This is a genomic window from Amycolatopsis sp. GA6-003, from assembly GCF_046267895.1.
GTDB lineage: Bacteria > Actinomycetota > Actinomycetes > Mycobacteriales > Pseudonocardiaceae > Amycolatopsis.
This window is the reverse complement of sequence record NZ_CP176499.1, coordinates 873,631-897,752: the sequence shown is the minus strand read 5'-3', so window position 1 is coordinate 897,752 and position 24,122 is coordinate 873,631. Positions and strand designations below refer to the sequence as shown.

13 protein-coding genes are annotated in these 24,122 nt (G+C 64.2%); 6 read left to right on the top strand and 7 right to left on the bottom strand.

Going from position 1 to position 24,122, the window contains the following annotated elements:
* Positions 1-439 precede the first annotated feature (439 nt).
* A complete protein-coding gene (locus tag F9C12_RS04235) occupies positions 440-2,902 on the top strand; it encodes a hypothetical protein (RefSeq protein WP_409464820.1) in 2,463 nt (820 codons plus the stop codon).
* Positions 2,903-2,985: 83 nt separating this feature from the next.
* On the opposite strand, the gene F9C12_RS04230 is transcribed toward F9C12_RS04235, so the two are convergent.
* The 6 genes from F9C12_RS04230 to F9C12_RS04205 all read right to left on the bottom strand — a co-directional run bounded on the left by F9C12_RS04230 (position 2,986) and on the right by F9C12_RS04205 (position 11,384).
* Entirely contained in the window at positions 2,986-3,738 is a 753-nt protein-coding gene (locus F9C12_RS04230; protein WP_409464819.1) for a hypothetical protein, read from the bottom strand.
* Positions 3,739-3,740: 2 nt separating this feature from the next.
* Positions 3,741-5,786, bottom strand: coding sequence for a hypothetical protein (locus F9C12_RS04225; protein WP_409464818.1), 2,046 nt, complete (start codon positions 5,784-5,786; stop codon positions 3,741-3,743).
* A complete protein-coding gene (locus F9C12_RS04220; RefSeq protein ID WP_409464817.1) occupies positions 5,783-6,691 on the bottom strand; it encodes a hypothetical protein in 909 nt (302 codons plus the stop codon). The genes F9C12_RS04225 and F9C12_RS04220 overlap by 4 nt, the downstream gene beginning before the upstream one ends.
* A gap of 67 nt (positions 6,692-6,758) precedes the next feature.
* Positions 6,759-7,430 carry a Crp/Fnr family transcriptional regulator gene (locus F9C12_RS04215; protein ID WP_409464816.1) on the bottom strand — a complete coding sequence of 224 codons (672 nt, stop codon included), beginning with the start codon at positions 7,428-7,430 and terminating at the stop codon, positions 6,759-6,761.
* Positions 7,431-8,005: 575 nt separating this feature from the next.
* The gene (locus F9C12_RS04210; RefSeq protein WP_409464815.1) at positions 8,006-9,868 is read right to left on the bottom strand and encodes a DNA/RNA helicase domain-containing protein; all 1,863 of its coding nucleotides are present in this window, start codon (positions 9,866-9,868) and stop codon (positions 8,006-8,008) included.
* A gap of 121 nt (positions 9,869-9,989) precedes the next feature.
* Positions 9,990-11,384, bottom strand: a complete 1,395-nt coding sequence (locus F9C12_RS04205) for an EVE domain-containing protein (RefSeq protein WP_409464814.1) — start codon at positions 11,382-11,384, stop codon at positions 9,990-9,992.
* Positions 11,385-11,525: 141 nt separating this feature from the next.
* Here F9C12_RS04205 and F9C12_RS04200 point away from each other — a divergent pair, with 141 nt between their 5' ends.
* Positions 11,526-13,424, top strand: coding sequence for a DNA/RNA helicase domain-containing protein (locus F9C12_RS04200; RefSeq protein ID WP_409464813.1), 1,899 nt, complete (start codon positions 11,526-11,528; stop codon positions 13,422-13,424).
* On the opposite strand, the gene F9C12_RS04195 is transcribed toward F9C12_RS04200, so the two are convergent.
* Entirely contained in the window at positions 13,361-14,203 is an 843-nt protein-coding gene (locus F9C12_RS04195; RefSeq protein WP_409464812.1) for a hypothetical protein, read from the bottom strand. The two genes, F9C12_RS04200 and F9C12_RS04195, sit on opposite strands and share 64 nt — an antisense overlap.
* A 407-nt stretch (positions 14,204-14,610) precedes the next feature.
* Between F9C12_RS04195 and F9C12_RS04190 the strand changes: the two genes are divergently transcribed.
* From F9C12_RS04190 to F9C12_RS04175, 4 genes are all read left to right on the top strand, one after another.
* The gene (locus F9C12_RS04190; protein ID WP_409464811.1) at positions 14,611-15,366 is read left to right on the top strand and encodes an NUDIX hydrolase; all 756 of its coding nucleotides are present in this window, start codon (positions 14,611-14,613) and stop codon (positions 15,364-15,366) included.
* Positions 15,363-20,099 carry a hypothetical protein gene (locus F9C12_RS04185; RefSeq protein ID WP_409464810.1) on the top strand — a complete coding sequence of 1,579 codons (4,737 nt, stop codon included), beginning with the start codon at positions 15,363-15,365 and terminating at the stop codon, positions 20,097-20,099. Before F9C12_RS04190 ends, F9C12_RS04185 begins: the two co-directional genes overlap by 4 nt.
* Before the next feature lie 353 nt (positions 20,100-20,452).
* Complete coding sequence (locus F9C12_RS04180) at positions 20,453-20,887, top strand: hypothetical protein (protein ID WP_409464809.1); 435 nt, start codon at positions 20,453-20,455, stop codon at positions 20,885-20,887.
* A gap of 369 nt (positions 20,888-21,256) precedes the next feature.
* A complete protein-coding gene (locus F9C12_RS04175; protein WP_409464808.1) occupies positions 21,257-23,977 on the top strand; it encodes an NACHT domain-containing protein in 2,721 nt (906 codons plus the stop codon).
* The last annotated feature ends 145 nt before the right edge of the window (positions 23,978-24,122 follow it).

Sequence of the window (24,122 nt, the reverse complement as noted above, 5' to 3'; positions counted from 1 at the left end):
ATCACGAACGCCAGGTGCTGTGTGGCCGGTTGCGCAAGCGGACGGTGTCCCAGGCGTGTTGGTGTTGCGGTCGAGGGTCAGTGGCCGACCACTACGGGTCCTCGTCGGAGGACGTTGGTGAGTGGACGGCTGGACTTGATCCCGACCTGATTGAGCGAGCATGACAGATCGACGCGCGGCATCAGCGTCCGGTCACGGCGGAGGTGATGCGGAAGGCGTTGGGGCTCGGGGCAAACGCTTCCGAATTTTGACCCGGGTAGTCAGAGAGGAAGTGGTGCCGGGGCTGGTTCAGCTCCGGCGGTGGTTGCCTGAACGGTATCGGCTTCCACCGGGAGCGCTTCAGGATCGGCGATCCTGAGCTCTGCGGCAGCTATCACGGTTCTGCGTGCGAATGCGTTGGACCTGGTTCACTGTCGACCGCGGACCTATTGTGATCTGCATGAGTGAGTCGTCGACGGGTGGTTCGGGTGCGATATCGGGGTTGCTGAGCGATGATCTGCTTGAAGGCCAGCATGAGATGACGACCGTGCTGCGGCCGGAGCGATTGGCGCGTCCTGTGGACGCCGGTGACTCTGAGGCTCTCCTGGCGGAGATCGCCCGGTTGTGTCAAACCTGGGGTGGCGCCGGGCAGCCTCTGCTTCCGGTGTGCGACCGGAGGATGCCGTCGCCCTACCGGCGGATGCTTGACGTCGAGCAGATTGACGGCGTCGGCGGTTTGCAAAAAGTGGCTGTGGAACTGCCTTTCCGAGTCGAGGCCAGGCGTCCTGGGGACCATCCAATTCTGATGGTCGCAGCGCACGAGCCGCGGGATCAGTGGAGGCCGATTGAAGTTTGCGTCCTCGACGCTGCCGATCCCTGGACTCCGATCTACGCGGCGGTCCTCGGGACGCTGCCCGCCGTTCCTGATCCAGAGCTGAGCGAAGCTGCCAACCTTCGAGAAGACCTGCAGTTCGACGATGTGGTCCCAATGCGGCGAGTCGAGGTCACAGGTTCACTGGACGACCTTGCCGCTCGAGCGATAAATCGTGAGGCGATCACTCCGCGGCAGCTGGCGAACATGTTCCTGAGCTCCGGACTGAATCCGGATTCTTCGTTCCTCGGAGAAGGCCAGAAGGTCATACCTCAGCCTCGGCTCGCGCAGCGCTCGGCGGGACCGAATCTCGTCGTCGTGGTCGCGAAGGACTCGGTCGAAGACCTGGCGTTGTTATGGAACTTGCGTGCGGCGCACGGCGATCGCCGGGTGTTGCCGATTGGACTGCCCGTCGAAGAAGTCACGGGAGAAGCCCTCCAATTTCTCCAAGCGCCGGGCCGAGCGACGATGTTCGGGTTGGGAGGCGGACGAATCCATCTCGTCAGCTGCTCCGTGCCCGTCAGCAGTCTGCGCGACCTGGCGGCTCTCTCAGCGGGCGCTCGCGCGGTTGCCTATGAGGACATCTTGACTTGCGGCCCTGCGCCGGGCCGTCCACGCAGTCACCTCAGCACCTGGCAGGAGGGCCGCACCCGCCTGGTTCCGTTTTCCGACTCCGATCGCGAGGTTCTCCGCAACACTGCCGACAGCTTGCGGCCGGTTCCTCTCGTGCTCGACGTGACGGTTGTCGACAGTCGGCTTCCCGCCGCCCCGACCATGCGCGGAACCGATCTCTGGGGTCGTTTCCAGGCGGGTGCTGCCCAGGTTTCACCGTCGCAGCTGAACCGGCGAGAGACCGTGGAAGTGGTTTGGCCGTCGTCATGGACGTGTCTCGCTGCCGTCGCGCAGACGCGAGGGCTTGACGTCCGGCAATCGCAACCTGGTCTTGCTGCCGCGACCTTGATCCGGGCGCTCGGCGACACGAACCACATCTGGTGGCTTTCGCACCACGGGCTGATCGCTCTCATCTACGAGTTGGCGGAGCGCAGCGGGATGGCCTGGTGGAAGAAACGCTGGACTGACACCCTCCAGCAACTTCGCGAGGCTGGCTCCGATCCGGGCACGCTGGAAAACGCGGCAACTCTCCTCGGCCGCGACGATCCAGCCGTCGCACCGCCAGGAGAAGGACGGGCGTACGCGTTCGACAGGTTCCGTGCGGTGCTGGGCACTGAACCAGCTGCCCGGCACTGGTTGTCGTGGGCAGAGAGGCGACGGCTGCTTGTACGCGGTGCTGACGTTCGCTGCCCTGCGTGCGGGGCCTCGGCTTGGCTCCCGATGATCGCCATACCCCCGCCGGTGGCCTGTGCTGGTTGCGGCAGGGAGATCCTGGAGCCCTACGGGCCGCGCGAGTTGAAGTTCACCTATCGTCTCGGCGAGCCGTTGCGCCGGGTTCTCGAAACCGACGGCCTGGGACATGTCCTGGCCCTTCGCTGGCTGGTCGAGCTTTTCAGGAATCGAGGCCTCGTCGGTGCGCACCCGGGAGTTGAGTTCGTCGACCCCGAGTCCAAGAAGGTCGTCGGAGAAGCTGACGTGCTCTTGCTATTTGCGGACGGCTCGCTGGTCCCGGTCGAGGTCAAGCGACGCAGCGCGGGAGTCGACGACAAGGCGGTGCAGTCGATGGATGCAGTAGCTGACATTCTCGACGCACCATGGGACGCCTTGGTCGTGACGGAGCCAGCGCGCGACTGCGAATCAATCCGCGCCGTCGGACAAGAACTTCCCGAACGACCCCGTCTTATCCTGACTACCGATCAATTGCATGACAGCCGCGTCTTCTGGGCGATGGCAAGAAACCCGTTCGCGTGGGATCCGCGAACCGCGGAAGAAGACGCTGCCCGCGATGCGGACCTGGCAGACCAACTGCGACAACGGGACCCGGATCAGCCATGGAATAACGTGAGCGAGTTCCTCCTTGACCGGAGCCAGGGAGCGAACCACACGTACCCGGACAGCGGCAACTCTCCGGCTCATGCCGCCGGACAGGAGAAGGACTGAGCGCTACGACTGGACGTTTGACCGGCCAGCCTATCTGTTGCCAACGTCGCCTCTGACGCCGGAACGCTACGTGAGCGTCTCGTTCACTGCTCCTCCACGGCCGGATCGCCGCGGATCCGGGACATCAACGCATCCGCTTCCTCGTGTTTGTCGAGCCCCGAGAGGATCTCCGCCAGCCCTCGGTAGAGCGCGTACCGTCCGTTCTGATTGAGGTTCTCTGCCACCGTATCGAAGGCGGCGATGATCGCGTCCACCGTCTCTGGGGCCTCGTCCCCAGAGATGAGTTCCACTGTGTTCCGCAGTGTGGGGACGACAGCCTCGAGTTGCGTCACGTCGTGGTCATGCCGGCGCAACCACCAGCGCGCCGCTGACGAAAGGTCAGCGAAGATGGAGTTCTTCAGGTACCTCATTTCGGCGCGTTCGACTTCATGCTCAGCATCGAGGACCTGTTTCTCCCGAAGCCGCTTTGCGCGCTGCTGTGCCAAATCGAGCAAGTGCGGTTCGACCGAGATAGAAACGTCCTCTGCGCGTACCCGGATGGGAAGGGCACCGCCCAGTTCGCAGCCAGCAGCGAGTTCTGCGGCCAGTCGTGTTTCGGCCACGCTCGCGTGGATCGGCGAATAGCCGCTCAACCGCCAGGCGGCGTGTCCAGCCACTGCCTGGCGGGCGCTCTCCCGCCAGGCGACCGGACCGTTCCACACGATTGTGCAGCTGAGGTCGAAGTCGAAATGTGGCAGTTCGCTGGGGAAAGGAGCTTTCAGCGGCGTTCTCCGGTCAGGTTCTCTCGCCGGGACCGAGTGAATTCGACCGGCCAGCATGCGACGGTGCTGCCACATGGTCAGACACCTTCAGTTTCCGCCGATGGCTGGGCGATGGGGAGAAGGGGCGGCATCTTGTCGGCTGTTGCCTGGTACACGGCAAAGCGGGGATTCGTGTGGTCTTGGCCTGGCCAGTAGCGAGGACTGACGCCTAGCCATCCGTCAGCGGCTCGCCGCACTGCTCCGATCCGGTCGATTCGGCCGCCGGTCTCCTCTCCAGCGGCTTCGACGAGAGCGTCCAGCAGCGGATCTGTCCAGCCGGGCGGAGTAGCCAGATCGAACCACGCCGTGATCGCGTGGTGCATGAGCGCGAGATCGTCCTGCGAAAGCAGCGCCCGCCACACGCGGACCAAGGCCGGGTGGTGATCGCGTCGCGTGAGTTCGCCCACGTCGACCACACCGGCGTCCGCGGACATCAGAGTCAGCAGGATCCGGACCGCGACGGCCCTCTGCCGGACTTTCGAACCGCGCAGCCATTCGTCGATCTTCGCGAGAGCCTGCGGAAACGCATCGTTGTCCCGGACGATCGTCAGCACTGTCTCGACCACCTCGTCACTGACCTCACGGTTTTGGTGGTCGGCGAGGTTGCCAAGGCGGGTGAGAGCTTTGTCGGTATACCGGCGGGCGAAGTCCGACCGGCACACGGCCAGCACGAGTTCGACCAGTTCGTTGCTTAGATCGGGTTTTCTCGCCCAGGTGTTGAGCTGACGGTGTACCAGCGCGGCGCTGCGGTCGTCCAGGGCACCCTCGGTCAGCAGGCGCACCGCGAGTTGGGCGGGAGTCGCCTTGCCGGACTCCGCCCAGCGTTTTGCTGCTTGAGAGGCGAACTTGACGACATTCTGTCCTGCACAGAGGTCGAAGAAGCGGTCCACCATGCTTTGAGCGGCAGCGCCGTCTACCTTGATCTGCTGGCTGAACCCGAGCGCGATCACCCAGTCCACCAGTTTGCTGCGCAATTCCGGGTATCCGCGCCACACGTGCTGCAGGATGGAACGGTCGTAGTTCAGCCGGCCGAACCGGGCTCGGTCGTCTGTGAAGCAGATGCCATCGAGTTCAGTGAGCCGTCCGGTGAAGCCGCGGCCCTCCAGCAGCCGTCCTGAAGACACGGGATAGTCCGCCAGTTCGCGAATTTTGCGTTCCGCCCAGTATTGGGTTTCGGTGGTACCGCCTCCCAGAAGAGCGACGGTCAGCAGCAAACTGCGCTGTTCCGGGTCGTTGACCTTGTCGTAGGTTGCGACCAGCTCAGCCGACCAGTTGCCGTAGGCGCGGATTGCGTTGCCGACGATGATCCCCAGCGGGCCGACGCCGTTCGCGAGTTTGTATTCGTCGGCGATAAGACCGGCCATCCGCGCGACATCCTCCGGATGAGCTGAGGAGAGCGCCGACGACCAAGATCCTTCGGCGACAACATCGTTCGCTGGTACGTCGGTTTTGAGCAGGTGCGCGCGCAGTACGTCTTCGAGAGCTGGCTCCGTGATCGAAATGAGCCGGCCCTGACAGAGCGGTCGAAGACCTGGGGGAGGCACTTCGGGCAAGAGCACGACTAGTCGTGCTTTCGCCTTTGTAATAGTGCCAAGGAAAGCCTGGAGTTGTTCCTTCACCCTTTCGAGAACTTCGCTGCCGGCCTTGGTCAAGTCGAGCAGGACTCGCGCCTTCTGCGTCACCCTGCGCAACTGGAGTTGAGTTCCATCGTCGAAGTCGATGACGTTGATCGTCTGGTCTCCGGTGTCACGCCAACGGGCTAGTGCGCAGACCCCTGTTGTCCACCGGCCACTATGAGCGGGACCGTGCACGAAGACGGCGGCCGGTTCTCGCAAGGCCTCGACGATGTCGCCGAACTCGGGCGGTTCGGCAAACCGCTCCAGAATCCAACTGATGTAGCCGGGGTCGATCTCGTCCCGGATGATGATGTCGCGGAACCCGCGGACGTCGCCGAAGAACTGGTCTCCTTGCTTCTCGACGTTCACTAGGATGTCGCCGTCGACGTCGCCGCTCACGGCCACGTTGCCGTCGCCGTCGATCGCGATGGCTTCTTCCGGGACCGCGGGGTCGGTTGCGGTAGTCACCGGTCACCTCCCCGCGTCTTGCGGACGGTGCTCTTGGTGCTGCCGTGCACGCTGCCGCCGGTGACGATGTTTCCGTCGCCGACGGCGCTCTGGTGCGAGTGCCGGGATTTGTCCGTCCATTTGTATTGATCCCGCATTTGGACGGCGTTCCCCAGTACGGTGCGGTTGATCATGTTGGCAACGGAGCCTTCGGCCCCGGGGGCTTCTTCCTGCGGCGCGGGGCTGTTGTGGACCGGCTCGTCAGGTGTGGTGATTCCTCGGGACAGCAATTCGCCTGACGGTTTCGGCACGTGCAGGTATGCGTCGCCCACGTAGCTTTTGACGGAGACCGGTACCCGGACGAACTCGCCCGGCGCTTTCGCGGCGTAGCCGGAGAGCACGACGTCCTCGTAGACGCGAGCAGAGAGTATCGCGGCGACGAACGTTACTTCGGGGTCGGAACTCTCGAGCAGGTCGCGAACCGGTCCGCAGTCCAGGAGCCGGTGCGTTTCGACCATGGCTGCGCCCGAGCCGTCCCCGAGGTGGGCATTCCCGGAATCGGAGAGGGGACCGACCGCGATGCTCGCTCGCAGGCGCGTCGGCTCGCCGTTCCGTCCGAGGCGCATGCGGTGGTGATAAGCCAGTTCGTCTTGCAGTGCGTCGAGAAACGGCCCCACGATGATCGGCAGGCTCTCCGGGGGGAAGCCGACGACGAATCCGTCGCCGCGACCGGCGGGGAACCGGCGGTCTTCCCAGACCGCGGTCTGGTCCGCGCGTTCGAACGCGCGCTCGAGGATGGTCGGAATCAGCTCGGTCAGCGCGCGGTGGTCGGCAGGGGTGACGCCGCTGAAGTTCTTGACATCCACCGAGAGCACCGCGTGGTAAGGAGGCAGTTCGTGGGCTGGCGAGTCAGTGTTTGTGGTCATGGAGAGCACTGTGGCCTGAGGGCTCGCTCGGCGATGTCCGCTAGAAGACGATCAAAAGTGAGCTGAGTCACACCCGCGTGGGATATGCATGTCGACGGAGCTTGTCGAACCGCGCGACAGTCAGCGTGCGATCCACGCTGAGAACGCCCTCCTCGCGAAGCTGGCAAACTAGGTCAGCCACGAGGCTGCGGGACATCCCGAGGACTCGTCCGAGCCTCGTCTGCGACAGCGGAATCCGACAGGGGTCGTGGTCCGGGTCGGCCAGTTCGGCCAGCTGGACCATCAGCTTCGCGATTCGTCGCAACGGAGGCAGGCTCAACATGTCCACCGAGTCATGACCCGCCCGCTGCAGCTTGGCTGCGACGTACCGCCCGACTTCCCGGTGGACGCCGTCGCTTACGAGCACTCGCTCGAAGGTTCCGGACGGAACCGAGAAAGCCGCACAAGGTTCCAATGCTAAGACGTCCGCCGTACGGATCCCGCCCACCTCGGAGGCCACTTCTCCGATTACGTCACCGGCACCGCGCAGGGCGATGAGGCGATAATCGCCCTCCTCGGTGTGGCACCCTACTTCGACCCGCCCGGACGTGAGCATGAGAACCGAGGTCGCGGGTGCGCCGCGTACGAAGATGGGCTCGCCCTTGCTGAACGTTCTGGGAAGCCCGAGGTCGCGCAGCGTTGACCAGGTGCGGTCGGGGACAAGAGCGCGAAACCCGCGGTGTGTGTCATTTTCTGGCACGAAAGATCACGATAACCGGTCACGGCCTGAGCGCAGACAGGATCACCCGTTTAGCCGGGCCTTCGTCTCCTGCGTGCCAGCGCCGGGACGACGTGAACACGGGCGTGTGGCCGAAGGATTGCGTCGCCTGAACCGGCAGCTCGTACTTTTCGGCAGTGGGTCCCGGCATTCGAAGCCAGATTTCGGATCTGGCCGATTCTTGAGCCTGCTGAGCGGGCATACACGCCGGTCAAGGAAGAACTCCCGCTCCGTGCAGGCGGAGTGCAAGGGCCACGAGGCCGCCGCTGCCCATCGGAACCCAGAGGAGCTTGAGAACCTTGAACGCGTCCGCTCGTCGTTGTTTGTTGCGACATGAGATGGCGACATGTGCCGAATACGCAATGAGGACTGCGATGAGCACCGCGTAGCCGCCGACGAACCAAGCCCACATGGGCTTCCTTTCGTGGGTGGCGAACCCTGGCGCGAAAGGTCGTCAGACGGCCACCAGCGAGTCAGCGCACGCGATGGCTGCGCATGCCGGGCTGGTGGCTGGCCGATGACCTGCGCTTGTCGGGTTCGCGAGGGTCATCGGAGACTCAGGCGTGGACCAACTCGCGGAACTTGGCCTGGGTTTCGGGGTCGGTGGAGTACAAGACGGTGCCGCGCATGCCGCGGGTGAGCAAGACCTTGTACGTGTGCTTGATCAGCCGGTCGAACTCGCTGGGTTTGGCGCGGGCGACGACGGTGTCTTTGCTGGCGGCGGGGTCGGCGACCCAATGATCGGTGCGCCAGACGAGGTCGGGGCCGAAGATGACGCCGTTCCAGTCGTATTCGAAGCCTTGGGCGGTGTAGATGCAGCCGACCTGGCCGAACCCGGCGGGGTCGGTGGCCCACAGCTGAGCGGGGGGTGCGCCGTTGATTCCGCGGTCGCCCTTGACGTTCCAAGGGCGTTGCCAGTCGCCGATGACAACGTCGTCGACCAGACCGGTGCTGGGGTCGGCGTCGCTCCACTTCCAGCAGAAACCGGCGGTCATGCGGGCTCCGAAGCCGTCGGCCAGTTTCGCGGCGAGGCGGGTTTCGAGGTCGGCGGGGCTGTCGGCGACCTCGACGTCGAAGCGGTCATCGCCTTGCCAGGCGGCCGCAGTGCCGTCGGTCAGGCCAAGCAGGTTCAGCACCCACTGTTCGTAGGCTCGGCTGCCGCCGCAGCGGAATTGGCCGTTGAGGTCGATCGGCCGGACGGTGAGGCCTTTTTCGTTCGCTTTGGCGGCGATTTCGTCGTAGGAGCCGAGTTCTCCGGGGCGGACGACTTGGTGTTCGTCGAGGAGGAAGACGGGCACGCGGGCGGCGTCGAGGAGTTCTTCGACCTGCGGCTTTGTGCTGCGTTTCGCGGCGGGGGTGTAGCGGTTGTTGGAGGTTTCGCGGATGCGGTGGGCCTCGTCGCAGATGAGGACGTCGAGCCCGTTGCGGTCGGCTTGGCCGAAACTGTTGAAGTACTGGAACAGTTTCTGGACTCGCGTGGTGCCTTTGCCGGCGGTTTTGCGCAGGGTGGTGGTGAAGGACTTGGATCCGGTCGCGTGGATCGCGCTGTGGCCGTTGCGGTACAGCTCTCCCAGCAGCTCAAGCGCGATGACGCTTTTGCCGGAGCCTGGTCCGCCGGTCACGACGATGACTTCTTTGTTGTCCGCCTGGCGGGCTTGCCGTACGGCGCGCAGGACCATCAGGTAGGCGACCTGCTGCTCGTCGAGGAGCACGAAGTTGCGCTGGTGCTTGATCTCGTCGGCGGCGACGGTCATCAGCTGGCGGCTCGGGGCGATCTTGCTGCTGGTGAGGTCTTCCGCGGCTTGGACTCCGGATTTGGGGGCCAGCCGGGTGTTCAGGAACGTTCGCAGCGCGGACCGGTTCGACGCGGTGAACAGGTGCCCGTACTGGCGGGGCGGGAGTTCCAGCAGCGAGGCGACTCCGGCGTCGTCGGCGTTGTGGAGGTAGGCGACGCCGACGAGGTCGTCGGTGCGGTCGTGCAGGACGCGGGTGAAGTCGGCGAGGTATTCGCAGTACTGCTCGACCTGCGCCACCGGATGCAGCAGGGAGCGGTTGAGGTTCGGCACCGTGCACAGCCGGGGTTCGTCCGGGTCGGCGGTCGCGGTGCTCCACTGCTTGAGTTCCACGACCACGTACGACGATCGGCCGGTCTCGGGATGAATTCCGGCGAGGACGACATCGGCGCGGAGACTGGACAGCGGCAGCTGGTACTCGATGAGCATCTCGACGTCGCCGAGACCGCTTTCGACCAGCTCCTGGGCCAGCGCGGGGAGGCTCATTCGCCAGGACCGCTGCTCCGACGCGGAGGGCCGGAACCCGTACTTGACCGCGAACTGGGTCGCGAGCTGGTCGACGAGAGTTCCGCCGGCGGCGAGCTGCTGGATGCTCTGCGCGGACCGGGAGAGCAGGAACGATGACACGGAAGCACTCCTATACATGGGTGGCGTGTCCGCGGGGCGAGCCCGGGGAAGCCAGTCGGCTGTATGTGGATCACCATATCGGACGTCGAACGGGTGTTCGCGCCGACGCGCCGAAGACCTGCTAGCCGAGGGTGTGGAAGGTTCCCCGCTCTTCGTAGATCACCTTCACCTGGTGGGAGTGCAGGACCTCGGCGATGCTCGGTGCCGGGCGGGCCGGGAGCAGGCAGGCGAGTTCGGCGCCGGTCGCGAGGTGATGGCGGTAGTCGAGGAGCTGGCCGAGGGCCATGCGGACGCTTTCTCGCTTGTTGGAGGATTTCGCCTCGATGAGGGTGTTCGCCTCGGCGTCGAACAGGTCGCAGACGAGCCGTTCTCCGGTGGGGAACTTCGCGCTGAGACAGCACAGGTCCCGGCCGAGGAAAGCGGTGTAGCGCTTGACGAGCTTCGCCTCGGGGAAGTCGACCACGCGAGTGCCCGAGGAGTTGTTCGCGGTCGTGGTCTCGGGAACGTCGCCCACCGGGCGTGCCGTGACCACCGTCTCGGCGGGCGTGGCTGGGCCGGTCTGGCCCCGCTCGCCCGCCGATGCTTGGATCACCGCCCACTCGCCGGGTTCGAGCAGGATCGGGTTGGCCGCGAACGCCATCCGGATGATCCGCGCCTCGGCGAAGGCCGGATTCGAGGTCAATTCCTGCTTCGTGAGCGGCCGGTCGAACAGGAAGCGGTCGAACCGCACGTCGACCACCTGGCGCGATTCCGGTCGCTCGGACCAGTATTCGTCGAAGTCGTCGGTCTCGTACGGCCCCGAACTGACAGTGCCGAGGGCATAGACGCCCGCAGCGTCACCGGAGACCCACATCGCGAAACGGTCCCCTGCGCGCAGATCGCCGAGGTGCTGGGCGACAGTCCAGGTCGTCTCGGGCTCCGCGTGGCTTTCCCACCAGGACCACACGTCCCACTTTTCCGGGTTGCACTGCAGGACCCAGTGCCAGGGCTGGCGGGTTTCGCTGGTCGTGACCAGGTCGTCGACCAGAGCGTGCTTCTCGGCGGGCACCAGCGTGATGCTGCGCAATGGTGCTGTCATGCCCAGCGGTTTCAAGACCTCGTCAGCGGGGATCGGCTGCTGGAACTCGCGGACGTCGCCGAGCGCCATGACGTGTTCCCACGTGGCTCCGTCCTTGTCGGTACGCCACACCGACTCCGCCAAGGCGCGATTGTGGCAGAGGTAGACGATGGTTGCTTCGGCGAAGAACCCCATGTCCGCGTAGAACAGCACCCGGTCGCCGACCGCTCGGTCGCGCAATGCCACCGCCTTGGCGTTGCCGGTCGAGTCCGTCGGGGTGGAGCCCCAGAGCTTCGCCACACCGTCCGGATACAGCCGCTCGAGCGCCGCGAGGTCGGAGCCCAGGGCGTTCGCGTGCTCGGCGAGCCGCACGCCGCGGCGCACCGAGTGCTCGAAGTTGACTGGCCCGTTGACCCGGGCGGTGCCGCGGGGCTGCAACACCAACTGCCTGTTACTCATGATCGGCACGATAGCGACAGGCCCCGACAAGAAAGAGAAGCGACGAATTGCCCAGCCCTGCTGGAGCACCTGGCGCGGACGAACAGGCCGGATCGGGCTGTCCGCGGGTTCAGCGTCGTACCGCTCTGGTAAAGATGGATCATGCTCTATGGGGGACGGGTCGAGGCAATCCACGCCGCGTTAACGGCATCGACAGACGAATTCGTAGTACAGCTGGCTGAAAAATTCGAAAAAATGTCTGGAGCTCCACTGTCACCGCAGGAACAGCGGAGCTGGAAGCGCAGCTGGCCGCCGTTGCTGGAGGCACTCGTCGCGGCCGGGCTCGGCGGTTTGTGGATGTCTCTGGAGTTCGGGCTGCCGCGGACCGGCGAACGGGTGGATGTCCTGCTGATCGGCATGCGGCAGGATGGCGTGCTGGTGACGGTCGTCGTGGAGCTAAAGCAGTGGACGAAAGCCGATGTGGTGGTCGGCGACGGGCTGTGGGTCTATGCAGGTGACCGGGTGGTCGCGCATCCCGCCTGGCAGGTGGCTGGCTACGAGCACTACCTCCGCGAGTGGGTGGACTCGGGGCCGCGCGAGTTCGAGGTTCGCGGGACTGTGGTGCTGCACGACGCCGCTGCGGAACTGATCGTCCAACTACGGCAAGCCGTCGCGAGCACGGCGAGTTGCCGGGAAGTGCCGATCCTCGGGCGCGACGATCTGCGCGGGACAAAAGAACAGCTGGCGAAGCGCCTTGGATGCGCGGACCTCGTTCCGCCCCCGGGTTCTGAAGTGGAGTGGTTCCTGGATTTGCCGCACCGGCCGTCCGCGGCACTGTTCGACGAACTGCAGCGGGTGTTTGCGGTCGATTCGCGCTTCCGGCTCATCGGACGCCAGCAGGACGCGTACGCCGCGCTGCTGGAGGCAATCAGCGACGCCGCCCGCCTAGGCACCCGTCGCGTGGTCGCGGTGCGCGGCGGCCCCGGCACCGGAAAGACGGTGATCGCGGCGCGGCTGCTCGCCGAGATACCTCGCTATGTGCGCGCGCACGGCATCGACTGCACCGCGCAATTCCTGACGCCGACGAAGACCCTGCGCAGCCAGCTCGTCCGAGCTGCGGCCGGGCACTCCGGAAAGGGACTGTTCAATTTCGTCAAGTCCTGGAAACCGCGCGCTGACGGCATGGAGGTGGTCATCGTCGACGAAGCCCAACGGATCAACGCCGCTCAGCACAATCTCAAGAGAATCATGCGAAAGGCCGCAGTGACGGTGGTGTTCTATGACGAGCGGCAGGTGATCCGCCCGCACGAGGGGTTCACCGTCACCGAACTGCGTGCCGTCGCCGCCGACGTGGGCGTCAAGCCGGGACCGATGGAGGTAGATCTCCAGGCCCAGTTCCGGTGCGGCGGGTCGCAGCGCTATCAGAACTGGCTGGAATCGGTGCTGAGTCAGAGCGAGGCCGCACGGTCCTGGCCGGCCGACGCTGACTACGACTTTGGCGTGGCGGAAGACCCGGACGCCCTGCAGTCCTGGCTCGACAAGCACAACGCCGACGGTCATCGTGCGCGGATGACGGCCGGATACTGCTGGGAATGGCACAAGACGACATCCTCGCAACCGCTGGTGGCCGACGTGAAGATCACCTGGCGGGACGAGCGGGGCATGGACCGCGAGTGGCGGCGGCCGTGGAACGCCGACGTACAAGTTCTCGACGCCGCGCACAGGCCGGTCGCGCCGGAAAGCGTCTACTGGGCCACCGACGGCGGCGGCGAAGGCCAGGTCGGCTGCATCTACACCGCACAAGCCATGGAATACCAGTACGGCGGAGTCATCATGGGCCGCGACCTGGTCTGGCGCGACGGAGGCTGGGTGGCGGATCCGGACAAGAACGTCGACCCGGTGTTCCAGAAAGCCGGCCTGACTCCGGAGCGTTACCTGCCATTGGCGCTGAACATCTACTGGGTACTGATGACCAGGGCCAGCCGAGGCTGCCGGGTCTACTCCGTGGACGAGCAGACCCAGCAGCACCTCCGGGCTCTTGTTTCCACGCACGGCGGCTGAACGACGGCGCTTGCCGGTGGACGAGACATCGGGGAGCGGAAGTGCTGGCGTCTCTTCTGCAACCTTCGACGCGAAGTTCTCTGACTGACGAACTGTTGCAGCAGGCCGTCTTCGGTTGCTGACCAGGTCTCGTGGCCAGCCAGAGTCGTGTCCAGTGCGATGATGGGTCGCTCATCGCCGACCGAGTCGGCAGATTCCGGGGGAATCAGTTGGCGGCTGGCCACGCGCGCCACGGCGCGTTCGATGCCGTCGGCGTCCATGACCGAAAAGTAGGCCGTCGTATCGCCTGTGTCGGCTCGAAGGTCCGCGGTGAGATCCGCATGACGCGGAGTGGAAACTGGCGGGCCCGGGTAGACGTAAATAACGGTCAAGGTGGCATTCGGCTCGGAGAGGACCTGTCTGGCGTTGTTCAGCCGCTGTTCGAGAGCTGTCGACGCGCCCTGTATCCGATCGCTCAAGAACCCCTGCGCTGTCTTGATCAGCTTCGCAGTTCCGTTGGCGATGCGACCGGTCTGCCCGGCTGCCCAGGAGACGCCGAGCAGCCAAACCTGGGACGTGGCCGGTTTGATCGCCACCGCATCGATCCCGAGGTCGGCAGGCCCGTCGGTGATCGCGCCGAGCGCCTCGCCCAGTGAGATTCCCGCTAGATCTGCGACCACCACGGCCGTCAGTACACGCGAGGCGCCGTTCGAGCCAGCCATCGCTTCGCCGAGCAGTGCATCGGTCCTGGCTAAGTCACGGAGCAGGTTCTCGACACCTTTGCGTCGATCTTCGGGCACTCGCAGTCCTTCGGTCGCCAATCAGGAAGGTTGCATCGTATTCGGGGTTGCACGCTGGTGGACCGATTATCTACTCGGATCTAGGGAAGAGGGCCAGGCCCAGGACGGTGTCGGCGTTCTGGGTCGCAGCACAGAGAGGCAAGTTGCACGCTAGCCACAGCGCTCGAGCTTGAGTTGAGCGAATGCACCCCTGCTAGGGCTGCTCGACTCCGGCCCGTTGGCATCGCCGGCAGACGCGGTAGTCGATCTCGAACACTGGCTCGTCGATAGGTGCTGCTGGCCCGCGATCTCGCCGACACCGATGCGCTGTTCGACGGACGCCTGGAGATCGCGTTCGGAATCCAGGTTCGGTGGGCTGGAGCGGAGGCCGGGTAAGCCATCGCAACGAGAGTAGCGCAGTTCTTGTCATGATGACCAAAAACGGCTACCGTGACGGCGTGGACAAGTGGGAGATGCCGCGATGCTCGGTAGCGGTCGACCTGGCGGTCCTGACCATTCGGCAGAACTCCTTGCAAGCGCTCGCGGTCGTCCGGAAGTTTCCGCCCTATCAGGGCCGGTTCGCGCTGCCTGGGGGATTTCTGGAAGACGACGAGGATCTGGACGGGGCGGCGCAGCGCGAGCTCGCCGAGGAGACCGGCTTGGACGCCGCACGGCTGGCGGTACGACAATTGGGCAGCTACGGGGCACCTGGTCGCGATCCCCGAGGCCGCGTCGTCTCGGTCTGCTACGTCGCGGTGATGCCAGATCTGCCGCTGCCGGTCGCGGGAGGCGACGCCGCGGCCGCGCAGTGGCTTCCTGTCGACCGGCTCCAGCACGGTCCCCGGCGTCTTGCCTTCGACCACTGCCGGCTGCTAGCGGACGCCGTCGAGTACGCCCGAGATCAGCTTGCCCAGACGACGTTGGCAACAGCCTTCTGCGGCGAGGAGTTCACGATCGCGCAGCTCCGTGAGGTATACGAGATCGTCTGGGGGGTCGAGTTGGACCCGTCGAATTTCCATCGAAAGGTTACTAGCACCGCCGATTTCGTGGTCCCGACGGGAACCCGGGTGAGCGGTGTCGGCGGCCGTCCGCCCGCGTTGTATCGCGCCGGAACGGGCACTCGCCTGCACCCCGCCATTGTCCGGGACGCGGTCGTCGCGCATCGCGGAAAGGGGAGCAAGTGAAGGAGTCGCTGGGTACGGTCGTCATCGGTGTAGCTATCGACGAAGAATACCGCGAAGTGCGCAAGCATCTCGAAGGATCGCTGGAGTCCGAAGAGGACGGCGGTTGTCTCTACCAGATCGGGCACTTTCCCGCCCGGTACGGGGACTGGAAGGTGGTTCTGCTGCAAACGGGTGCTGGCAACACTCAGGCAGGTGTGCAGATCGCGCGCGCGGTCGACCGATACCAGCCGCAACTGGTCCTATACGTGGGGGTCGCCGGCGGCGTCAAAGATGTCGTTCTCGGCGATGTAGTCGCGGCTGAGTCAGTTTACGGCTACGAGGAAGGAAAGGACACGGCGGCCGATTTCGAACCGCGGGTCAAGTCGTTTTTCGGGGCCTATAGGCTGGTGCAATATGCCAAGAAAATCGCGCGGGACGACGAATGGCAGCATCGGATCATCGGGCCGGTGCCGGAAGCGCAACCACGAGCGGTGTTGGGGCCGATCGCGGCGGGCAGCAAGGTCGTCGCCGATCGGGACTCGGGCACGGCTGCATTCTTGCGCGCGGCGTGCGGCGACGTACTTGCGGTGGAGATGGAAGGACACGGCTTTCTCTACAGCGCTTACGTGACTGATATCCCCGGTTTGGTGGTGCGCGGCGTCTCCGACCTGCTCTCCGGAAAGACCGGGGCTGCCGACTGCGAGTGGCAGCCGGCCGCGGCCCGGCACGCGGCCGCGCTCGCGTTCGAACTGTTGAGCCAGCTCCCGCCGGACGACCGGGCTTTCCAGGACGATCTTGCCGCAGTGCGGGAGGTGACCGCCGCGAACCGGTCGGCGCTGGCGGACCATACGACACTGCCGGGAACGACAGAACGGCTCAGCGTCGAACGGCGGGAATTCCAGACGTTGTTCAGCGCAGACCAGAACTTCGTGGTGACCGGCGAACCCGGGTGCGGCAAGTCGGGTGCGCTGAACCGCCTCGCGCGCGAGCTCGACGACCGTGGGGAGCAGGTCGTGTTGCTCACCGTCGACACGCTCGGACCGCAGTCCTGCGATATCCGCGAGGGGGTGCGGCTGAGCCGTTCCTTGCTCGCGGTCTTGAAGAAGTGGCCCGGCGAAGGCCGGGCGAACCTGCTGATCGACGGCTTGGACGCGGCGCGCGGTGGTCCGGTCGACTGGTTGGTCCGGGTGGTCGCCGGACTTGCCGGATCGCGGTGGCGGGCGATCGCCACCATGCGGCAGTTCGACCTGCGCCACAGCCACGACTGGCGGAATGTCTTCGCCGGCCCACCGGTGTCCGCCGCGGCGGCGGACACCGATCTGGGACGAGTCAGGCACTTTCTTCTCGGCGGCTTCTCGCGCGACGAGCTTGCGTTGCTCGCCGGTCGGCACCCCGTCGTCGGAAGTCTCGTCTCGGGTGCCAGCGAGCATCTGATCGATCTGGTCCGCAACCCGTTTAACCTGCGCCTGGCGTGCGAATTGCTCGAATCCGGACTGAGCCGGGCGTCCTTGGCCACTACCCGAGATCAGCTCGACTTGCTGCAGGCGTACTGGCGGACCCGAGTCGAGCAGCACCCGGACAAGGAGCGCCGGCTGCGGGTCTTGACTGCGATCACCGAAGAGATGCTGACCCGCCGCGCGCTGCGGGCCAGCGGATCGACAGTGCCCGACGGACTTCTCGACACGCGAGCCGGGCTTGTCCGGGACGGCGTGCTCGCCGAGGTCCGAAGTCGGCTTCGCGCAGCCGGTTCGCAGTCGGTCGCCTATACGCATCACATTCTGTTCGACTACAGCGTTGCTGCTCTGATTTTCGCCGGCGATGACGACTTGCAGCTGGTGCCGAGGCTTCGGCAGGACAAGAACCTGGTCCTCGTCGCCCGGCCGAGCATCGACCTGCATCTGGCTGACCTCTGGCATGCCGACGACGGACGCACGATGTTCGCAGAGGTGGTTGCTGAGACAGCCAGGTACGCCGACAGCCTGACCGGGGTTGCGGCAGTACGGGTGTTCGTCGCCGAAGCTGACGCGCCCGCTGATGTGCAATGGCTGCTCGATCTCGCCTCCGCCGACGTTGCGGTGTTCTCCGCCGTCGTCGGATGGCTTGTGGGTGTGCTAGGCCTGGACGACTACAAGCTGCGTCGGCAGGCGAGCGACCGGATAGAGCTGTGGGCCGCGGTGCTTGCCCGCGCGACGGCGTCCTTGAGGGCAAGGTTCGACCGAACGCTGGCGAACCAGACGATGTCGCTCTTGCAGCAGCTCGACGCTGTGCGCCCGATGGCACCGGGCGCTGTCGCGGCTGAGGTTTGGGCGGGCTGTGCTGCAGCTCTGATGGACATCGCGGTGGAGGACCCAGCCGAGTTGGAACCGCTCGCAAGTGCGGTCGTACGGTTTCTGCCGCGCGCGGTGGCCGTCGATGCCTCGCTCAGCGGATCGGTCCGGTCGTCGCTGCGAGCTGGGATCAGTGCGTCCTGGCCTCCACGCTACCTCTATCACCTCGTGGACGGCGCGGCTCTGATAGCTGGAGCCGATCCGGATCTCGCCTGTGACCTTCTTGCGTTTGTTCTGGGTGCTGGAACCGACAGCGACGAACCTCTTCCGCTCCATGAAGGGGTCGTTTCGCTGACCACGACGCGGCGGCAGGATCTAGAGATGGCCAAACACGCCGTGGGCACGGTCATAGAAGAGTTCATCGAACTCGCCGGCCTCGCCCGGGCGGTGGACGTGGTCGCAGCCGCGCTGCCTGGCAAACCCGAGATGCCCGCGTACCCGCTCGCTTGCCGGTCCGCGCGAGGCCAAGTCGATCTCTTCGGCCCATACCTGAGATATGGACCTGGCCACGGCGTGGCGGCAACGGTAGTAACCGCGTTCGCCGAGGCACTGGAACGTCGCCACGACGCTGAGGCCGAACTGGACCCGGTGGTGGACAGTCTGGTCGGCCGGATCCGGCATCCCGAGGCATGGACGGAGTTCCTGGCAGCCGCGGCACGGCGTCCCGCGGGCCTGGGACACAAATTTCTGCCGACGCTGAAGTCCGGCGCACTGCTGGCCCACAACGACACCCGCCATGCAGCGGGGGCGCTGATCCGCGCGGTCAGGCCCACGTTGTCGCATTCGGAGCACCATGCTGTCGAACAGGCGGTCCTTGCCGCGCCCGGCCTGTTGCCCGATCCGTGCGGCCCGGGCGCGGAAATCATGCTCGATCAGCTGTGCGGCTGCCTCATTGCCGACCAGATTCGAGATCCGTCGCTGGCGTGGCGAGCGCGGCGGCTGGCGGACGGAGAAGGTCCTCCGGAGATCCTGCCGCCGCAGCCGCCAGTAGGCAGCATTGTTCCAACGACGTTGAGCGACTACCTGGGAGAGCGCGATGCGGAGATAACCAATCCGGAGCAGCGTGCGGCACTTGATGCCCTTCGCGGGCTCCTGGCCGCGCAATCGGACACGCTCGCGTCCGAAGATGCGGCTGCGTTGAAGGCGGCGCTCCGTCGCGCTCTTGACCTTGGCGTCACCGGTGCCGACTGTCGCGCGCCAGGCGCGGAAATAGTGTTCCGGGCCATCGAACGCCTTATCCGAGCGAGCGCTCCGCAGCCCGATTCGGAGTTGGCTGCGCTGGTGATGCCGGTGCTGCTCCGCGCTGCCGGGCAGACGGACCCGCCTGCCGCGGAGGGAGCTCAACCGTTGCGGTCCTGGTCGCCCACTCCGGCGCGCTGTGCCATCGAATCGCTCGCCCGATTGTGGTGCTCGCCCGGCTGGCGGTTCTCGGCGTTCGCGGAGGAGATGAGGACTCGGTTGACCGCCAAACTCGACGATGCCGATCCGGTCGGCCGGCTGACGGCCAGCGCAGTGGCGCATCTGCTCTCGCCTGACGAGGAATCGGCGTTCTCCTTAGTGTGCGAGCTGGTGGTGAAAGAAACGAACCCGACAGTCGCCGCGCAACTCGTTGGCACCCTGGGCAGGTTTCTGCCACACCGCGTGTCGGGGATCGATTCGCTGCTGGGCCAGCTGTCGGAGGGTGCGCCGTGGTCGACGTTGGCGGCGGGCACCGGTGATGATCCGGCGACGGTCGATTCGTTGGCTGTCTTCACCGATCTTGCCCTGCACCTCGCAGTTCGGCATCGAGCGCCGGTGGCGACCGTGCTGGTGACGACCTGGTTGACCGACAACGTCGAAACTTCCGCAGCGTGGCAGACCATAAGCCAGCTGCGCGGCTGGCTTGAGTTGCCAGCCAGCCAGGAAGCCGAGCGTACCCGAGCGTTCGGTTTCCTGAGGAAGGCGATCGAAGCGCTGAACCGGCTGCGCGACAGTGCCGATCTTGATCGTCAAACCCGGAGTTACCTGACAGCGGACCATGTCGCCGACGAGATTCAGTTCGCGTCCGAAACCCAGGCCGAGTCCGGCGTCGACCCGAACTTCGCCGGTGAGGCATTATCCTCGTTGGAAGGGATGACGCAGTTCAGGCATCCGTCGATCACTCACTCCATGCTCGAAGCGCTCGGCACTCTTGCCGTGGCCGACCCGACGCGCGCCTTCCGGGTCGCGGCCGCGGCGATCGACACCGGCGACCGGTACACCTTCGATCAGTTGGCCGCTGCGCAGGCGATCGCCTTCATCACGCGGTATCTCACGGAATTTCGAGCTCACGTGGTCGGCGACGAAACCATGCTGTCCGCTGTGCGGTCGGTCCTGAATTCTTTTGTCGACGCCGGATGGCCGTCGGCCATCGCTCTCGCCTACCGGCTGAGCGAGCTATTCCGCTGAGTAGCGCTATTAGCATTTTTCTTCGCGCTGCCCGAAGACGCACCAGAGTTGCTTCCGGACAGGAGGTTCGAGTGGTGAGATCAGTGACGGGGACGTTTCCGTTTCGGGGAACGTATGCCCGGTTGTGCTCGGCGCTTGCCGGTTCCCCGGCTCGGCTGGAAAGCTGGGCTGTTTCCGAAGATCTTCCCGACGGGGTGCTGTCTCCGCTCGAAGTCGTAGATCTAGTGCGGTCGGCGACGACCAGCTCGGACGTCAAAGCCGCGATCTGGGCGGAAGTGGTGCGCCGGGCGCAGGACGATCCTCATTCGTGGCGAGTCGTAGCCGTGGCCTTGGCCGCGCCCGCTCTCGTGGCGATGGCTCGGAAAATCGCCGACGAGCACGGGATCGAGCCGGACGATGCGGAGGGCGACCTCCTGGTGGGTTTCCTGGAAGCTTTGCCCGTGACCGATCCGGGAACTCCGAGGCTGGCGGCTCATCTGAAACGCGTTGCCCGCTCGAGGGCGGTGGCGTCCGCGGCCAGCCGGGTTGGCCGCGAGGGAGGCTCCCTGCCAGCCGGGCAGGTGCCAGTGACCCGCAGCGGTGGGCACGTGGATCTAGTTCTGGCCGATTCGGTCGCCCGTCATTTTCTTACCCGCGCGGAGGCTGAACTGATCGCACGAACGCGGATCGAAGGACTCGAGCTGCCGTCGGCAGCGCATTCCCTCGGTTTTCTGGCCGGCGAAGGAGCTGCGGCCCGGATGCACGCCGAACGCAAACTCCGGGAGTACTTCAACCGGGCGGATCGCTAAGGCTGAGTCTGGCTGGCTGCGGTGCAGCACCGAAGCGAGCGAGCGGCGGCCGGTCTGGCACAACAGCACCTCAACAGGGAAACTCGATGCGCAGTTGCGGGTTCGACGAAGACGAAGTGATTGACGTGACTGAGCCTGCAAGGAGTTGGTACGGCACCGTCCCGCATCTCGGGGATGCCAGCGTTCGGTGCGGGGAGGTCTCATGAGGCTGGTCTTGCGTGTTAGTACTGCACCAAGCCCTGATGACGGCCGGGAGCGCAGGGATGAGGTGAGGAAAGACCGCCATCGACGCCGGGTGCATCAGCTGGTCTGCATCTCGAATCTGGCACAATCGGCATTCTTGTCTCGGGAGGGTGTGCCATGACGCGAGTGACCTACCAGGATGCGGTGAGAACCTTGGGCGCCGGGAACAGCCCGGTCGTGCAGGCTATGGACAAGGTCTTCGGCGGGCTGCTGCTGGGCGGAGCCCCGTTCATGCCGAGCCTCTTGTCGCTCTTCGGTGCGAAGAACGAACTGGCGAGGCTGACGAACGACCTGGTTTCATATGGAATCGACAAGCGGCGCAAGCTGACTCAGTTTGATCGTATCCAGCGGCTTCATGCGGCGCGTGGCGTCTTGATGGTCGCAGCGTACTTCGATGCTGTAGAGCACGCTGACCTTCCGTTCCAACTCGACGACGCACAACTCTCACGTGAAAACTCCGTCAGCATTGCGATCTCGACGAACGGGGGAAGTTCGTACGCAAAGATGATGTCCGCGATTCTTGCGACTGAACTTCCACTGCTTGGAGTGGAGGTTGACAGTGTCCGTGCGGGAACGGAGTTAATTGCCTGTTACAAGGATATGAGCGTACGTTTCGCGGTATTTATTGAGGGGCTGAGTGTCTGGGAGGGGCTGAGCACCGCCCAGCAGAAAGAGGCGACCAAGACGTTGCTCACCATTGTCCCTACCGTTGCTGCTCGACAGTTCGAGGCATCGATCCAGCAGTTCGCGGCGGAGTCTCCCGAGTTCGCGATCTGGCTGAATCTCGCTGGCCACCAGACCACTCGCGATCAGCTTGCGAACATCGACGATTCTATGCGGATGCTCCTCGCGCGTGCTGAGTCGGTCGAACAGATTCCACCGGTATTGCAAGCGGTGGTGCGGGTCAACAGGGCGGTCCTGAGCCGTAAACTCCTCCCAGTCGAGGAGTTGCTCGACGGGCTTGACGCGCCTCGGGTCAGCCGGGCTTATATCGACCCACACTTTAGGATCGCTGAAGCTGATATGCAGACTCCGATCAACAGTGAAGACTTCTGGCAGGCCCAGGACGTAAGGCGGGAAGTCAGTAAGTTCCTGCTCGGTTATCTGTCGACACCATTTGCATTGTTGAACCCTTTGGTGATCTTGGGACACCCAGGCGCTGGGAAGTCTTTGCTCACGCAGGTGCAGGCAGCAAAGCTGCCTTCACCTGATTTCGTAGCCGTTTGTGTCCCGTTGCGCGATGTTCCAGCGGACATCGAGATTCACGAGCAGATCGAGTATGCGATCCGGTTGGCTACGCATGAGTCGGTGTCGTGGGCGGAGTTCGCAAGGGCTGCTGGGGAGTCGGTGGTGGTGATTTTTCTCGACGGGTTCGATGAACTTGTCCAGGCCACCGGCATAAGCAGGTCCGACTATCTGATTCGGGCGAAGCGGTTCCAGGAGATAGAAGCGACGCAGGGCCGGCATGTCGCGATCATTGTTACTAGCCGAGTAACAGTTGCTGACCGAATGCGAATCCCGGGTGGAACCGTTGCAGTGCGACTGGATGCATTTAATCTTGATCAGGTGAAGCGATGGCTCGACGGATGGAATAACACCAACCGCGACTTCCTGGTCAGAGTGGGGCACGGCCCTCTTGACCTCGAGGTTATCGAACGCTACTTCGATCTAGCTTCGCAGCCTCTGCTGCTTTTGATGCTCGCGGTGTATGACGCCGAGAGCGGCGCTCTGCGCGACGCTCTTGGAAAACTCACTCAGACTGAGCTTTACGAGCGATTAGTGCAACGATTTGTCAGTCGGGAAGTTTCCAAGCGCAGCCGGGTTGGATATGAGGATGGTGAGACTGTTGAGAATGAACTACTGCTGCTTTCGGTTATCGCTTTTGGGATGTTCAATCGTGGTGCGCAGTGGGTAACGGACGAACAGGTAGCCGAAGACCTCGTCGCGCTAGATATTACATCTCAACCAAAGCAAGTTGTGACTGCGGAGCATCGACGGCTGGCTGGACCGGCCAAGGACGCATTGGGTCGCTTTTTCTTCATTCATCGCGCTAGGACGTCACTCGAAGACGTCGATTTTGGCACTTATGAGTTTTTGCATGCGACTTTTTCTGAGTATCTGGTAGTTCGGCTTGTCTGGCGTTTCCTGACGGACATGGTCAATCGTGCAAAAGTGGCGGATGCGCGCACTTTTTCGGCGCGCCGGCGAGCCGACGATTTGGATCTCAAAACCTTCCTTTCGTGGACCGTCCTTTCTGTGCGAAATACAATAGTTGATTTCCTTGAAGGTCGCATGGGAGACGCTTCGGATGAGTTCCGTGCGAGCATTCGTTCAGAATTGGTAAATGCCTTTCATGCGCTTGAATACCCGGAAGTAACCGTGTCGAATAATGGTTATTGTCCAGCAGCTAAGACTCAGACGGCTCGGCTTGCCGTTTATGGTGCGAATCTTGTTATCCTAATTGTTGCAACCGGACCAGATGTTTCCTCTCATGAGCTTTACCCAAATGTTCGAAATCGTGCAGAAGAATGGAGTCGAACGGCGCGCTTCTGGCAGTCGCAGTTGACGTTCGATGAGTGGTGTGGCCTGCTTGATACTTACGCGGTTAGGCGAGATGTCAACGACGAAGGTGAGCGACTGGTGCATCTGAGCCGCCGGCAAAAGAAATCTTCACCGCGGTCGAATTCGGATTTTTCATGGCCTTGCTCAAATAAAGTACAAGTTGATTGCGCAAATGTTGAACCATTGGAGCCTTCTTTGTTCCTTTCTTCGAATGAGTTTATCTGCGACCTTGGCTCCGATATTGCGTTGAGTTCGTTACTTGGGCAAGATGCTCATCTCCATTGATTTCCTTCCGCGCTGAGCGGGATGCCGTTGCGCTACCGCATCGACCTCGGTCGTGACGTGACGCGTTTCGTGGAGTCCGTTGCCCCGTCAGTCAGGAGCGCGACGGCTCGCGCGCCTCGACGGCGATCCCCGATCCCAGTATGAT

What these genes read in the sequence shown, in the direction of transcription:
- F9C12_RS04235 (WP_409464820.1), top strand. Translation starts at nt 440, where the DNA reads ATGAGTGAGTCGTCGACGGGTGGTTCGGGTGCGATATCGGGGTTGCTG.
- F9C12_RS04230 (WP_409464819.1), bottom strand. Translation starts at nt 3,738, where the DNA reads ATGTGGCAGCACCGTCGCATGCTGGCCGGTCGAATTCACTCGGTCCCG.
- F9C12_RS04220 (WP_409464817.1), bottom strand. Translation starts at nt 6,691, where the DNA reads ATGACCACAAACACTGACTCGCCAGCCCACGAACTGCCTCCTTACCAC.
- F9C12_RS04205 (WP_409464814.1), bottom strand. Translation starts at nt 11,384, where the DNA reads ATGAGTAACAGGCAGTTGGTGTTGCAGCCCCGCGGCACCGCCCGGGTC.
- F9C12_RS04200 (WP_409464813.1), top strand. Translation starts at nt 11,526, where the DNA reads ATGCTCTATGGGGGACGGGTCGAGGCAATCCACGCCGCGTTAACGGCA.
- F9C12_RS04190 (WP_409464811.1), top strand. Translation starts at nt 14,611, where the DNA reads ATGATGACCAAAAACGGCTACCGTGACGGCGTGGACAAGTGGGAGATG.
- F9C12_RS04180 (WP_409464809.1), top strand. Translation starts at nt 20,453, where the DNA reads ATGGCTCGGAAAATCGCCGACGAGCACGGGATCGAGCCGGACGATGCG.